The sequence below is a fragment of the Psychrilyobacter atlanticus DSM 19335 genome (assembly GCF_000426625.1).
Classification (GTDB): domain Bacteria; phylum Fusobacteriota; class Fusobacteriia; order Fusobacteriales; family Fusobacteriaceae; genus Psychrilyobacter; species Psychrilyobacter atlanticus.
On the sequence record NZ_KE384547.1, the window covers coordinates 1223578 to 1239280 of the forward strand.

Sequence of the window (15703 nt, forward strand, 5' to 3'; positions counted from 1 at the left end):
GCTGCTTAACTGACTGTTACATGGGTAATTTATGTAAAATAATTGTGAATAAAACCATTCCAAATAGAGCAAATGGATATGTAGCAGCGTATCCTGCTGCGGGATCATCGGTACCAATAACATCTACAGCAACTCCAAGACCAGGAGTAGAAGTCATACCACCGCAGATTGCTCCTGAAAGCATGATCCAGTTAATTTTAAATACGTATTTCCCTACAAGGAAACCTGAAAACATAGAGAATATACCGACTAGAATAGCAACTATAGACAGATAAAATCCAGCTCCTGTTATAGAATCAATAGCCGCGAATCCATATCTTAAACCAACTATAGAGAGGAAAAAAGTAAGAGCAATATCTCTGATTACTCCAAGAATTTTTTTATCCATTCTAAAAGTCATAAATCCTAATTTCCCGATATGTCCTAAGAAGATGGAAGCCGCTAAAATCCCTCCTGTAGATCCCAGACTGAAGTATCCTAAGTAGCCAAGGTTTATTTTTATCATCCCCAGTGTATAACCCATGACACAGACAAATGCAAAGGCGACGAGATCAAATGTTACAGGTTCTATATGTTTAATATTTATTTGTTTTTCTGCTTCTCTCATCTCATCTTGGAATTGCTGATGTTCCTCTTCCAAGTTTAATCTAAATAATTTAGGAAAGAGCTTCATCGCTAAGATAACGATAAGAACTCCAAATGGATACCCGATAGCATGACCTATACCTACTCCAGATTCCGCATCAATAATAAATTCGTCTGCTTGCTCTGAAGATAAGGTCGGTGTATTTTCTGGTGTGAGAGTACCATTAGAATTTAATATGTTGAGCATTATCTCTTTGTTGTGATGACTAAGTGTTGGATAGTCTACAGTCCATTCCTTAGCGTGTTCTCTAGATGTTTCAATAGCAGCAGCTAATCCAGGGGAACTGGTAAGAGCTCCGGTATAAACACCTGAAACTTCATAGGGGTTTGCTTTATTACTCAAGATAGTAAGTGTATAAGTTGTCCCCGCTCCTATAAATACAATGAGAAGCCCCAACACAATAAATTTTGTGCCGTATGTTTTTAGTATTATGGCAATTTTATCTGCAGCCAAAAGTCCGACTGCTCCTACAAAAAGAATTAAAAATAAACTAAAGAATTTTTTATCTATAACGCTGACCTTGAGCATAGAATTAAATGTAGAGGTGTAAGGTCCTTGTGCATTTATTGAAGCATTGGCCATTTTTACAACGAGCCATCCTATTACCAATCCAGAGAACAAGGCTCCAGAGGTTCCAATTTTTAATAGTTTTCCTAAAAGTAACCCTAAAAAAATTGTTACAAACATAAGAATGAAAGGATTAGTTAACCAATGAATACTTTTAAATACAAACATACACATCCCCCTTAAAAGTTATTTTTTTCACTTTAATGATTTAATTTTTACTGAGACAAATTGCCTCAGCTAAAATTAGAATTTACAGTGATATCTTTCCTCCCAATTTTTAATGAGATCTTCCCTAAAATCAGGGTGAGCAATATCTATCAATGCCCGTCCTCTTTCTTTGATGGTTTTACCTTTAAGTCTAGCAACACCATATTCAGTTACTATATAATCTACGTCATTTCTAGATGTAGTCACTACAGCACCTTCATCTAAGACTGAGACTATACGGGATACTTTTCCTTTGGCAGCTGTAGAAGGGATAGCAATAATTGATTTACCACCTTTACTCATAGTGGCTCCTCTGACAAAGTCCACCTGTCCACCTACACCGCTTATTTGTTTATATCCTATAGATTCTGAACAGACCTGACCAGTTAGGTCTAGCTGTACACATGAATTAATAGAGACCATATTATCGTTTCTAGCTATTATTACCGGATCATTGACATAATCCACTGGATAAAACTCAACTAAAGGATTATTATCTACATAATCATAGAGTGCCTTGGTTCCCATTACAAAGGTAACAACCATCTTTCCTTTATGAAAATTTTTAGCTTTATTGTTTATGACACCAGATTTTACTAGTTCTAAGACACCATCGGAGATCATCTCAGAGTGAATTCCTAAATCTTTCTTATCTTTTAAAAACAATAGAGCTGCATCTGGAATAGCACCGATCCCAAGCTGAAGGGTAGAACCATCTTCAACAAGAGATGCACAGTTTTTTCCAATAGCTTTTTCAATTTCTCCTATTTTAGGAGGATTGAGTTCAATAAGAGGTTCAGAATGTTCCACAATATAATTTATGTCTGAGATATGGATGAAAGAATCTCCCATGGTTCTCGGCATATGTTTATTTACCTGAGCAATGACAAGTTTTGAATTTTCTGCAGCTGATTTGATATAATCAATGGAGATTCCCATACTGCAGTTTCCATGTTCATCGGGAAGACTTGTTTGTATTAAAGCGGCATCTACTGGGAGATGACCATCTCTAAATAACTTGGGAACTTCATGAAAATAACATGTAGTAAAATCAGCTCTTCCGTCTTGAACTGCTTTTCTGGTACTAGCCCCTGCAAATAATGCATTATGAACAAAGTGTTTTTTCATATCATCATTAACATATTGAGCTTTTCCCATTGCAACCATATGGACAATCTCTAAATTTTCAAATTTTTCTTTATTTTTAACTAAAGCATCTATTAAAATTTTTGGTTCGGCACATGCATGAGCTACTACTACTCTGTTTTTGGAATTTATATTTAAGATTGCTTCATCTGGAGATACTAGTTTTTCTTTATACAGCTCTTTCCAGTTCATCTATTTCACTCCCTTTATTGTATATATAATTTTTTAAACATTTTTTTTAGCTAAAAGTTTTTTAGCCATCTCTATGAGGTCATCTGAAACACCGGTTTCTAAGACAACATCTTTAACTCCTACATCTTCCAAAAGAATTATTTTTTTCACAAAATCTGATGTTGTAGAACTAGCGTGGTAACACCCTACACAGCTCCCTAGTAATTTTATTTTTAAAATTTCATCTTGGACTGAAATGATTTCAATGTCACCGCCATGCTCTCTTATAGAGGGTCTTACTTTATCTGATATAATTTTTTCTATTCTTTGCAGCATTTTAATCACCTTATTTAGAAGAGAGGCCGAAGCCTCTCTTTTATTATTTTGTTTGGGTGCAACGTCATGTTGCTTATTTTTTTATTCCTGTAAGATCTTTAACCAATTGTTTTTTACCTTCAATATTTCCTTGTCTAGAGATCATAATTCTTTGAGCCTGAGGAGATCCTGCCCCATGCATTGATTCAGTTCTATATCCTACAGCAGATGCTCCTAAAGTAAGGTTTTCAATGAATCTAAGTACTTTTTGACGATTTTCTACAGGAACTTTACTGTTTCCGGCAAAGTATTTATTGCAGTATTGACCAATTACAGGATGTTTAAAGTCTATATCTGTAGGCATAGTTACCATTAATCCACCTGCGATATCTTCAGCTAATCTGGCTATCTCATATGGGAATCTAGTTACATTTTGTTTACAGACATTAGCTAAAAGAAGATCTATTTGGTAATTTCCTGCCTTGGTAGGAACTCCCTCAGTAGAACACGCAAGACCACATGCATATAGTGTTTCATTAAGATGTGTCATCTCAATAAGTTTATCCTTTACATGGGAAGCTCTGGTAACACCATTATATTCTGCTGCAAGTGCTGCTGCTCCAATAAGGGCATCTCCTACTCCTACCTTACATCCTCCATAACTCTGTCTATGGTAACCTGCAAATCTTTCTACAAGAAGTCCGGCAAATTCATATTCTCCATTTAGGTATATTCTTTCATTTGGAATGAAGACATCATTGAATACTACCAATGCTTCCTGTCCACCAAATTTAGGATTTCCTACATCTACATGTCCACCCTCTAATTTTCTACTGTCACATGATTGTCTACCGTAGATCATTAATATTCCTGGAGCATCTGATGGTATAGAGAAAGAAACTGCATAATCTTTGTCATTCTCACCCATGGCAATAGTAGGCATGATTAGATGTTCATGGGAATTTACAGCACCAGTTTGATGAGCTTTAGCTCCTCTTACTACAATTCCGTCTTCCCTTTGTTCTACTACACGAAGATAAAGGTCTAGATCTGCTTGTTGGTGAGGCGCTAATCCCCTGTCTCCCTTAGGATCTGTCATAGCTCCATCTACTGTAAGGTCGTTGTCTTGAACAAATTTCATATATTTTTTAAATCTTTCATGATAAGTTGTTCCGTATTTTTCATCTATTTCAAATGTTGTACTGAAGATAGAGTTGAAAGCATCCATCCCTACACATCTTTGGAAACATGAAGCTGTTTTTTGTCCTAACAATCTCTGCATCTTAACTTTATTTTTAAGATCTTCAGTGTTTTGATGAAGATGACAGAAACGATTGACTCTCTCTCCTGTAATATTTGAGACAGCAGTCATAACATTTTGATGCTCCTCTTCATGTGCTAAATCATAAGTAGCTGCAACTGAATTGATAGAAGGTCTGATCATAGGATGATTCGTAAAATTCTCAACCAACTCTCCCATCAAATAAACTTTTGTTTTCATTTTCTTTAAACTTTGAATATACTCTTCGCCTGTCATTAATGCCATTTTTAAACCCCTCCTAATAAAATTAGTACTATTATAAAAAAATTAATGTGTTATTTTTTAAGCGTTATGTAAGTTTAATTAATTACTTTTTTGTGAAGTTTTTATCTTTTCTTAATAATGTTTACTATATAAAAATAGAAAAATCAATGTTTTTCATAAAAAAATTAAATTTTTTTTACTATCTAAGAAAATATACCTGTGAGGGCATACCAAAGTACTATTAATTTACAATATGAACATAAAATTTTGAGATAAAATTATAGATCAAACAAAAAGTTATAAAAACTTAAATTGTGCTTGTTTGGATGCAAAAGTCATATTGCTTTTTTAGCTTTCTCTTCCATGGTTATAAGTTGGAAGAATCATCGGTGAAAACTCTCTGCTCTCTATCCCATTATTTTTTAAGTCTTTATGATATTTTTTTACATGATCAAATGTTAAATCTTTGATCTTTATATCTTTAAAATTTTCCCCAGCATGAATCCCGGCTCTTCGACCAAAAACAATTATATCCAGCAATGAGTTTCCCATAAGTCTGTTAGTTCCATGGATACCTCCAGCACATTCACCGGCTACATATAGGTTTTTAATTTTTGTCTGACCATTTTTATCTATCAATAGTCCGCCATTTTGATAGTGAAGAGTTGGGTATACTAAGATAGGTTTTTTTCTCATATCTAAACCAAATTTAAGATACATTCTCATCATTGCAGGAAGTTTTTTTTCAATTGTACCTTCCCCATGAATCATCTCAATGAGAGGAGTATCCAGCCATACACCATACCCGCCACTAGGAGTAGGAATACCATTTCCTTTTATATTACATTCTTTAATAATTGCGGAAGCTTCTACATCTCTTGTTTCCAGATGATATACAAACTGTTCCCCGTGGATATTTAGAGGCGTAGCTCCTAAACTACGAACTTTTTCTGTAACCAATGCCCCAAAAATTTGAGAGGGATAGGCTACACCGGTAGGATGATATTGAATGGTGTCTGCAAATGCAAGCTCTGCTCCGACCCTGTAACCCATCACAAGTCCGTCAGCTGTGGCACCATAATGATTGGATGTAGGGAATCCTTGATAATGAAGTCTTCCAGCTCCACCTGTTGCCATTATTACAGTCTTTGCTCTAACTACAAAATTTCTCTTAGTTTCAAGATCACAGATAATTGCTCCTGCAGCTTTACCATCGCTATCAAGGAGTAGTTCGATAACTGGAGAGAATTCTAATACCTCTATCTCTTTATTTTTAACTTCATCTCTCATAACACGCATGATTTCGGCACCACTGTAATCTGCTGCAGAATGCATTCTTTTTCTCGAAGTACCACCACCGTGATTAGTAATCATAGTTCCATCTTTTTCCTTATCAAACATTACACCTAGATCGTCTAACCATTTGATTGCAGAGGGAGCATCTTTTACCAAAGTGCTTGCAAGCTCAGGAACATTGGTATAATGTCCTCCACCCATGACATCTAAATAGTGTTTTGCAGGAGAATCATTAGGTTTATCTGCCGCTTGAATTCCTCCCTCAGCCATCATAGTATTAGCATCACCAAAACGTAGTTTAGTGGCAATCAATACTTTGGCTCCTCTTTTGTGGGCTTCTAGTGCAGCAGCGGCACCTGCTCCCCCTCCTCCTATGATCAGGATATCTGTATCGTAGTCTATTTTATCTAGATTTATTTCAAGATTTTCAAGCTTACTTTTACCTTCTAAGAGAACCCCTAATTCATTGGGAACCCTATTTCCTTTATTGACTCCATGTTTCAAATACATAAACCCTTTATCGCTATAATCAGGATGATTTTCGTTTAAAACATCTATTTTACCCTCTGGAGACATCCTTGGAAAATTTATTCCAATTCTTTGGGAACGCGTCTCTTCTACTTTTTTAGATAATTCCCTCATCTCTGCTGTGTACATTAAATACCTCCCCATGAATATTAGTTTATTCCTTTACAATTTTATTTGTTTTTAAAGGCCTGCAATATCAGTAAATATAAGTTATTTACTGATATCTCTAGAATTATATAATTCTTTTAATTCTTCGATATTTTTGTCCATAACTTCTTTCAGTGATTCATCGTGTTCCCCGGCTTTTATCTCTGCTACTCTATCGTTTAAATGCTCTGTTTTAGGAACAATATATTTACCTGTAAGACGCCGTGCCAAAAGAGCTACATTATAATGAGTTATCCCTGCAGGGCACCTGGATGCACATATTCCGCATGATACACAGTCAAAAGATTCATGTGCACATTTTTCAAATTCACCCCTCTGGGCATGGGCAATATATTGCATAACGTTTAAATCTTGAGGGCAGCCATTTGTGCATGAATTACACCCTATACACTTATAAATTTCAGGATAAAATTCTGCCATAGTATCCATAGTAGGTTTAAATTTATCTATATCGTACAGTGGTTTTTCCCCTGGGAAAAATGGAAGCTGTGTAAAATACATCCCATCTTCAACCTTTGTTTGGCATGCAAGGGCTATTTTTAATTCTTTATCTCCCTTGACTCTGTAGATAGTAGAACATGCACCACAGAATCCAGATCTGCATCCGCAGCCTTTAGTTAATTGATATCCCGCATATTCCATAGAATCCATGATTGTTAAAGTAGAAGGTACTGTGTATTTTTTACCAAATATATATACATCGATCATTTTTTTTTCAGACATCTATGTCCCCCTTGCTATTTATTATTTATTATTCATTGATGTTTCACGTTTACAAAGCCAACGATAATATTAAAATATAATTGTTACTTTCTTTAAAATTCTATTTTAAATAATGTGTTTTGAGATTCACGAATATTAAAATTAAGTATATTTAAAACTTAATTTTAAATGTGATTTAAAGAAAAATTATTGCTGTTTGCCCGCCTCTGGCGGGCAAACTCTAGGATTTTTAATACTCACATTTTTGCAAAAGTTTAATTATTTAGTGATATTATTAAATAAATTAATTAATATTCATTTGGAAGTTCCATAATTTCATCACATCTAAATACAGGACCATCTTTACATACGTATTTATCCCCTATATTACAACGTCCGCATTTTCCAATTCCGCACTTCATCTTTAATTCCAAAGTAGTATAAACCTGTTCCTTTTTAAATCCCATCTCCTCCAATGCCTGAAGGGTATACTTTATCATGATAGGCGGTCCGCAGACCAAAGCGATCTTATTACTGCCAAAATTTAAAGTTTTTACGAAGTTAGGAACAAAACCTACATGTCCATTCCAATTTTCAGATACATTATCTACTGTAAGGTGTACCGCAGTTTCTTTTTCATTTGGCCAGACATCAAAGATATCCTTTGAATGCACTAAATCTCCAGGTGTACGGGCACCATAAACAATATCTACCTTTCCAAAATCTCCCCTATTGTCCATCACATAATTAATTACAGAACGCAGAGGAGCCAGTCCTATCCCTCCTCCTATAAAGACTAAATCTTTATTTTTTAGATCTTCTACAGGAAAATTGTTTCCATAGGGACCCCTTACACCAACTTCAGAACCAGGTTCAAGCTCGTGTAAATAATCTGTGACAGTACCGCATTTTTTGATACTGCACTCTATATATTCCTCCTGTGTAGGAGAGGAAGTTATTGAAAAAATAGCCTCTCCTATTGGGGGGATAGAGATCATAGCACATTGTCCAGGAAGAAATTCAAAAGGCTTTTTCCCAAAACTATCAACTATTTTAAAAGTAGTAACATCATGTGTATCTACTCTGACCTCCTTTATAACAGCTATTTGAGGTATCAATGGATCTTGATCATGACAACTACAACTCATTATTTTCACCGCCTAATTTTTTTATTATTTTTACAATGTCTATATGTACTGGGCATTTGTCGACACATCTTCCACAGCCTACACATGAATAATCTCCTTCATGATTCTTAGGATAATAGACAAGTTTATGCATAAACCTCTGTCTCAGTCTCTGCATCTGGGTGGTTCTGGGATTTCCATGGGCCATAAGTGTAAAATCCGAGGACATACAAGAATCCCAGCAACGAAATTTTTCACCGTGATCGTTTCCCTTATAATCCTGGAGATCGTAGCAGTGACAAGTAGGACAGAGGTATGAGCACGTCCCACAGGCAAGACACTTTTCACTGAATTCATTCCATATCTCTTCCTTATCAAATATTTCCTGCTGGGTTCCTTTTATCTTAGAAAGATCTAAATTATTGAATGGAAGATCTTCTAATTTTTCATGGATATTATTTTTTTCTTTTTCTAAATTTTGAATATCTTTTTCATCTGTATCTGTAAAAAAATCATTTACATTTTCCATCAATTTTTGACCTTTTTCACTTTGAGGTTTCCATAGATAAGAATCTCCTATATCCCATGCAGCTATGTCTGTCCCCTTAGGCACTGATGCAGCATCTATTCCAAAAGAAGTACAAAAACAAGTATCTTCAGGATTAGAGCAGGCAAGAGAGATGATGGTTCCTCTATCCCTATGTTCTTTATAATAAGTATCTATAGGTTCTCTTAAAAATATATTATCTAAAAGTTTAAAACTCTTTACATCACAGGGTCTTACACCAAAAATAACATATTCATCTCCTACAGCTTTTACAGCTTTAAGGCTTAGTTTGTTATTTTGATTTTTAAATTTGAGATAAGTTTCTGTCTGAGGAAAAACAAGATGTTTACACGAAGCATTTGTTCTTACTCTGTCTAGATTAACTTTTTCATCCTCCTTCCAAAGGGAAAAATTAAGTGTTTTATTTTTTTCAATAGGAAGAAATAAATCGAAGTCAGAACTGATTTTTTGCCACAATTCAGGCAATTTAGTCTTTAAAATCTTTTTCATTATTTTCCTCCTTTTTTTGAAAATGTATCTGTATCTTCTAGTTTAAACGTAACCAGTGGTGCTGGAGTTGTAGAATCCATACCAGCATTAAATTCACCATAGACCTCACTTATATCTTTTATTATCTTTCGATTTAGTAGATCAAGAGGAATCCCTTCAGGACAGACCCTTGCACATTCACCACAATCTACACAACGACCTGCCACATGGTAAGCTCTTACAATATGAAAAAAAGTATCTTCCCCTTCTGTCTTAGCTTTTCCAGAGACTTCTGCATCTTCATTGTCAAATATACACTTTACACAACTGCAGGCAGGACAGATATCACGACATGCATTACATCTGATACATCTTTGAAATTCTTCCTTCCAAAAATTGTAACGTTCATCAGGGGACATGGATTCGATCTCTTGAACTCTCTTAAATCTGTCCTCTTTATCTTCATTGTTTTCGATTTCATCCCCTAAAAGATGGTCATAAACCACTGGATTAGGAGAGATACATGTTATGCATTTATCATATTTTATCTCACGTTCTAAAACATCCTTACTCTTATTCTTACTGCTTAAAGTGAAGCCATTTTCAGACTTTTTTACCTCTCTGACTCTATCGTTTAACATTATTTTTTTTACTTTTTCAGGATCAACCATCCCTTGGCAGGGGATTCCATAGAGGACTACATCGTCCCTGTTTATCCTGTTATCTTTTAGAAGCTGGTTAAAAGCAGTTGAATCGCAGCCTTTAAGAAAAATTCCTATTTTGTCATGTTTTGAAAGTTCCTTGATAAGAAATTTACTGAGATTGTTTATACAGAATAAATCCCAGATCAAAGTATCGGTATCTTCTGGCTTAGTGATAAATACCGGATACGAGTCAGACCATAGATCCCCTTTTTTCCACCCTAAAATTTTGTCTACTTCTTTATTTATAAGAGCCTGTTTTGCAACAGCTCTGATTTTTTTAGTTATATTTTCCATCTGGCATCCCTCAACTTTTTATTTGGCCCAAGTTTATAAACATCTTCCAATATATCATTCATCACAGTTGCAAATTTATTTCCTTCTGCTGCCGAGATCCAATCGACTTTAAAACGTTCTTTTTCTATCCCTATATATTCTGTTAAATTTGTTATAAGTGAAAATCGACGTCTTGTATGGTAGTTACCTGTAGAATAGTGGCAATCTCCTGGATGACACCCGGCTATTACTACACCATCAGCTCCATTTTGGAATGCTCTTAGTACAAAATTGATATTTACTCTGCAAGAACATGGAACACGTATAATTTTTATGTTAGCAGGATAGTTTAATCTGCTAGTTCCAGCCAGGTCTGCACCTGCATAGCTGCACCAATTACAGCAAAATGCGACTATTAATGGCTTGAACTCCTCATCTTTATTGGCGACATTAGTATTTAATGACATATTGCATCTACCTCCGCTAAGATCTGTTTATTTGTAAATCCTTTGAGGTCTATTGCACCAGGCCTGCAGGTAACGGTACACCCTCCACACCCGTGACAGAGAGCTTCATTCACATCAGCTACTACTTTTTTTATTTTTTTTCCATGATCATTAACCTCTATATCTTTATAGGAGATAGCATCGTATGGGCACATTTTTGTACATGCAAGGCATCCACTGCATAGAGATTCATCTACTGCAGAGACACAAGGGTTATTGACAAGTTTTGATTTATTTAAAAGACCAATAACTTTGGCAGCAGCAGCACTTGATTGAGCTACAGTTTCAGGGATGTCTTTAGGTCCCTGACAGGCACCTGCTAGGTATATTCCTGCTGAAGCTGTTTCTACAGGACGAAGTTTCGGATGAGCTTCTGTAAAAAAGTTATTAATATCGGTACTGATATTAAGTTTTCTTTTTAGATCGACAGCATCGTTTTTAGCTTTTGTGGCAGCCGCTAATACAACCATATCTGCATCGATCACAAGGGTTTCACCACTCATGGTATCTACTCCATGAACCATAAGTTTTTTTCCTTCAGGAAAAATTTTTCCAACCATTCCTTTAATATATTGAACTCCATATTTTTCTACTGCTCTCCTTTGAAATTCATCAAAATTCTTTCCAGGAGTACGTACATCGATATAAAATACATATGCTTCTATATCAGGATATTTTTCCTTTATCAACATGGAATGTTTAGCCGTATACATACAACAAATTTTTGAACAATATGATTTACCTCTTTCAGTTTTATCTCTAGAACCGACACATTGTATAAATACTACTTTTTTTGGTTTTTTTCCATCAGATGGACGTAAAAACTTTCCATTTGTCGGCCCGGCAGCATTTGTAATTCTTTCAAATTCAAGAGATGTAATTACATCTGGATGATCATATTGATATTCTCCAAATTTATTTAAATCAATGATATCGTAACCACTAGCTACCACTATGGCACCATATTCTTCGGTTATTACTTCATCTTTATCATCAAATTTAATAGCTCCTGAAGGACATAGTTTTTCACATAAACCACACTTTCCTGTTTTTAATTTAATACATTCATCTGTATCGATAACCGGTACATTAGGAACAGCTTGTGCAAATGGAATATAGACTGCACCTCTATTTTTAAGTCCCTCTTCAAATTCACTTTTAGCTTTTTTAGAAGGACATTTATCAGTACATATTCTACATCCAGTACATTTTTCCATATCAATATAACGGGCTTTTTTCTTTATTTGGACATTAAAATTACCTACATAACCACTAATCTTTTCAACTTCACTATAGGTGTGAAGTGTTATGTTTGGATGTTTTGCAGCATCTACCATTTTTGGTGTCAAGATACATGCTGAACAGTCCAAAGTAGGAAACGTTTTATCTAATTGAGCCATCTTCCCACCGATACTAGGCGTTTTTTCTACAATATCTACCTTGTATCCAGCATCTGCAATATCCAATGCAGATTGGATACCAGCTATTCCACCACCAATTATCAGTGCTTTTTTTACTACATCAATCTCTCCTGGAACTAACTCGCTATTCAAAGTAGCTTTAGCCACTGCTGCTCTTGTAAGAGCTATAGCTTTTTCAGTTCCAGCTTCTTTATCTTTATGTACCCAAGAGCACTGCTCCCTTATATTAGCAATCTCTACTAAGTATGGGTTTATTCCAGCTTCTTCTGCTGCTCTACGAAATGTATTTTCATGCATCCTAGGAGAACATGCAGCGATTACAACCCGGTCTAAGTTGTGTTTATCTATAACTTCCTTCATCATATTTTGCCCAATCTCAGAACACATATACTGATAATCCGCAGCGTATGCAACTCCTGACATTTTTTTTGCTTCTTCTACAACCTGTTTTACATCGACAGTAGCGGCTATATTTGAACCGCACCAGCATACAAAAACTCCAATTTTTCGCAACTTTATACCCCCTTGCAAGATAATATCTATTTACTGTATTTACGAAGTGCACTTACAACAGCCTGTTGTGGCATTTTTTGATCTGTCATTAACTGCCCTATATTTTGAACTTTCAATCTATCATTTCCTTTCTGTCTCAAACTAATAAGACGTATAGCTTCCATGAGTTTAGCCAGATCAACTCCTCTTGGGCAACGAGCCGCACAGGTAAAACACGATGCACAACTCCAGATTGTTTTACTGTGAATAACTTTATCAAACTGACCTAATTGAAGGTGTCTTAAAATTTGATGAGGAAGTATATCCATCTCTGTAATTGCCGGGCACCCTGCAGTACATTTTCCACATTGCATGCAGTCGTTGACCATCTCATTACTTATTTTTTTTATTTGTAAGATATCTTTTTCGTATTTATCGGGAATATGTTTTGTTCTACTCATTTTCCGCCTCCTAATAAAAATAATTATTTCACATTTAAAGCTTCAGCTAAAAGTTCTGTAAAATAAACAACCGATATATTATTGACCTTGGCTTCATGACTATTCTCTAGATTATATTTACATAGAGGACATGCAGTTACGATCTCTTGAATTTCATTTGTGACAGCAGATTTTATAATATTATTTGTCATTTCTTCTGTTATAGATTTATTTTCGGTTACCAGATATCCACCGCAACATTCTGTTCTGTAAGGATATTTTATAGCCTTCCCTCCTAATGCATCTATAAAATTTTCAATGATAGTAGGATTTTCCGAATCATCAAACTTCATATCTTTCTCTGGTCTGAGGAGGAGACATCCATAATAAGCTCCTATTTTACGGTCATTGAGAGACACTTTTACTTTTTCGGATAATTTATCAAACCCATAATCATCCCTTATCATCTCTAAAAAATGAATGACCTCTCCATCACCATTGTAATTATTTTCAAGTTTGAGATAATTATTGACCTTGTCCCTGACTTCAATTTTATCCTTCATATCTTTATTGACTCTTTTAATAACGTGATGACAGGCAGAGCAAAGAGTCACTAGTTTTTCTCCCCGTTCCTGTGCTACTGAAAGACTCCTAACGGAAGATAGTTTTGTAACAATCTCATCTTCTCCCATTGGATATACTGCACCACAGCACTGCCAGTCTTTTTGTTCTATCAATTCAATCCCTAATTCGCTGGCTGAATCCAAAGCAAATTTTTCAAGTTCTTGTGCTTTTGTTTTTAAGGTACATCCCGGATAATAGCTATATTTCATTTATTTAATCTGTACCTTAAGATATAAATGGTACAGACCTTCACCCCCCTTTTTTTTATTTCAAATATAATATTGTTAAATTTTTAACAAAGTTGGTTGTAAAAAAAATTGATAATAACATCAATTTTTGATTTTAGAAAAAGTTTATATCAACATATAATGATTCTAAAATATAAGAATAAATTTAAAAAAATACTATAAAAACAAATCTAATAATATATATAGCTCAGAAAAAACTAAAAATCAACTAAAAAAAATAAAAAAAATAAAATAACTAAAATTAGTTACTTTATGCCTATTTTATGAGTTATTTAATTTTATAAGGAAATAAATCACGCCCCATGAAATATTCTGGGGCGTTAATTATTATTTTCTTGTTAAGTTATTTTCAATAGCAATTTTTTTAACAGTTTCTGCTACTACTGATGCGACCCTATCATCAAATGGGCTAGGAATGATATAATCTGCTCTTAATTCATCTTCCTTTAACACGTTAGCGATACCATATGCAGCTGCTATTTTCATCTCATCGTTAATTACTGTAGCTCCTGCCTCTAAAGCTCCTTTGAATAACCCCGGGAACGCCAATACATTATTTACTTGGTTAGGATAATCTGATCTACCTGTTCCTACTACTGCCGCTCCTGCTTCTAAAGCATCTTCAGGCATGATCTCAGGTGTAGGATTTGCCATAGCTAAAATAATAGGATCTGTATTCATAGATCTGACCATATCTTTAGTAAGCATATTAGGTCCAGATACTCCTACAAATATATCCGTTCCTTTAACTAATCCCGCTACTGAGTCTTCCTCTAAGTTTTCTGGAGTATCTATGATATTTTGATCTAATAATTCCTTTACTAGAAATCTATATTTCTCATATTTTTTCTGCATTATAACACCCTTTGAGTTATAAGCATATAATGATTTGACTCCTAACCCTTTAAGCATTCTAGCAATAGATGATCCAGCCGAACCAGTACCAATCATAGATACTCTTAAATCAGATATGTTTTTACCTAACAATTTAGCAGAATTTATTATTGCAGCTGTAGTAACTATTGCCGTACCATGTTGGTCATCATGGAATACAGGAATATCTAACTCTTCGATTAATCTTCTTTCAATTTCAACACATTTAGGAGCTGCTATATCCTCTAGGTTTATCCCCCCAAAACTAGGTGCTAATAACTTACAAGTTTTGATAATTTCTTCGGTATCTGTAGTATCTAAGCAGATAGGGAATGCATCTACCCCACCAAATTCTTTGAATAAGATAGCTTTCCCTTCCATTACAGGCAATGCGGCTTCAGGACCAATATCTCCTAATCCTAATACTGCGGTACCATCTGTGATTACTGCAACCATATTCCCTTTGGCTGTATACTTATAAACATCACTTTTGTTTTCTGCTATTTTTTTACAAGGCTCTGCTACACCTGGTGAATATGCCAAACTTAAATCTTCTTTAGTAGCCACTGATACCTTTGAAATAACTTCAATCTTACCTTTGTGTTGATCGTGTAGTTTTAATGATTCTTCGTATACTCTCATACTAATATTCCTCCTGTTTATTTTGTTCCTCATAGTGAGGTTTTTG

The 15703-nt window shown here is 34.9% G+C and carries 14 protein-coding genes; all 14 read right to left on the minus strand.

What is annotated here, in order from left to right; translation table 11 throughout:
• Positions 1 to 16 precede the first annotated feature (16 nt).
• Positions 17 to 1381: an aspartate-alanine antiporter-like transporter gene (locus tag K337_RS0106200; RefSeq protein ID WP_028855842.1), complete on the minus strand. Its 1365-nt coding sequence runs from the start codon at positions 1379 to 1381 to the stop codon at positions 17 to 19.
• Positions 1382 to 1456: 75 nt separating this feature from the next.
• The gene (locus K337_RS0106205; protein WP_028855843.1) at positions 1457 to 2758 is read right to left on the minus strand and encodes an acetyl-CoA hydrolase/transferase family protein; all 1302 of its coding nucleotides are present in this window, start codon (positions 2756 to 2758) and stop codon (positions 1457 to 1459) included.
• A 33-nt stretch (positions 2759 to 2791) separates the two neighbouring features.
• Positions 2792 to 3073 (minus strand): NifU family protein, encoded by a 282-nt coding sequence (locus tag K337_RS0106210; RefSeq protein WP_028855844.1) that lies wholly within the window; start codon positions 3071 to 3073, stop codon positions 2792 to 2794.
• 73 nt (positions 3074 to 3146) lie between these two features.
• Complete coding sequence (locus K337_RS0106215) at positions 3147 to 4598, minus strand: 4-hydroxyphenylacetate 3-hydroxylase family protein (protein ID WP_028855845.1); 1452 nt, start codon at positions 4596 to 4598, stop codon at positions 3147 to 3149.
• A gap of 327 nt (positions 4599 to 4925) precedes the next feature.
• Positions 4926 to 6530 (minus strand): FAD-dependent oxidoreductase, encoded by a 1605-nt coding sequence (locus K337_RS0106220; RefSeq protein ID WP_028855846.1) that lies wholly within the window; start codon positions 6528 to 6530, stop codon positions 4926 to 4928.
• Between the two features lie 81 nt (positions 6531 to 6611).
• Positions 6612 to 7292 (minus strand): 4Fe-4S dicluster domain-containing protein, encoded by a 681-nt coding sequence (locus K337_RS0106225; protein WP_028855847.1) that lies wholly within the window; start codon positions 7290 to 7292, stop codon positions 6612 to 6614.
• A 287-nt stretch (positions 7293 to 7579) separates the two neighbouring features.
• Positions 7580 to 8419: an FAD/NAD(P)-binding protein gene (locus K337_RS0106230; RefSeq protein ID WP_028855848.1), complete on the minus strand. Its 840-nt coding sequence runs from the start codon at positions 8417 to 8419 to the stop codon at positions 7580 to 7582.
• Complete coding sequence (locus tag K337_RS0106235) at positions 8409 to 9455, minus strand: 4Fe-4S dicluster domain-containing protein (RefSeq protein ID WP_028855849.1); 1047 nt, start codon at positions 9453 to 9455, stop codon at positions 8409 to 8411. The genes K337_RS0106230 and K337_RS0106235 overlap by 11 nt, the downstream gene beginning before the upstream one ends.
• A complete protein-coding gene (locus tag K337_RS0106240) occupies positions 9455 to 10432 on the minus strand; it encodes a 4Fe-4S dicluster domain-containing protein (protein ID WP_028855850.1) in 978 nt (325 codons plus the stop codon). The genes K337_RS0106235 and K337_RS0106240 overlap by 1 nt, the downstream gene beginning before the upstream one ends.
• Positions 10420 to 10878 (minus strand): hydrogenase iron-sulfur subunit, encoded by a 459-nt coding sequence (locus tag K337_RS0106245; protein ID WP_028855851.1) that lies wholly within the window; start codon positions 10876 to 10878, stop codon positions 10420 to 10422. The genes K337_RS0106240 and K337_RS0106245 overlap by 13 nt, the downstream gene beginning before the upstream one ends.
• Positions 10869 to 12851: a CoB--CoM heterodisulfide reductase iron-sulfur subunit A family protein gene (locus K337_RS0106250; RefSeq protein ID WP_028855852.1), complete on the minus strand. Its 1983-nt coding sequence runs from the start codon at positions 12849 to 12851 to the stop codon at positions 10869 to 10871. The genes K337_RS0106245 and K337_RS0106250 overlap by 10 nt, the downstream gene beginning before the upstream one ends.
• 26 nt (positions 12852 to 12877) lie before the next feature.
• Entirely contained in the window at positions 12878 to 13291 is a 414-nt protein-coding gene (locus K337_RS0106255; RefSeq protein WP_028855853.1) for a 4Fe-4S dicluster domain-containing protein, read from the minus strand.
• 23 nt (positions 13292 to 13314) lie between these two features.
• Positions 13315 to 14103 (minus strand): CoB--CoM heterodisulfide reductase iron-sulfur subunit B family protein, encoded by a 789-nt coding sequence (locus K337_RS0106260; RefSeq protein ID WP_028855854.1) that lies wholly within the window; start codon positions 14101 to 14103, stop codon positions 13315 to 13317.
• A 366-nt stretch (positions 14104 to 14469) separates the two neighbouring features.
• The gene (locus tag K337_RS0106265; protein ID WP_028855855.1) at positions 14470 to 15657 is read right to left on the minus strand and encodes an NAD(P)-dependent malic enzyme; all 1188 of its coding nucleotides are present in this window, start codon (positions 15655 to 15657) and stop codon (positions 14470 to 14472) included.
• Positions 15658 to 15703 lie beyond the last annotated feature (46 nt).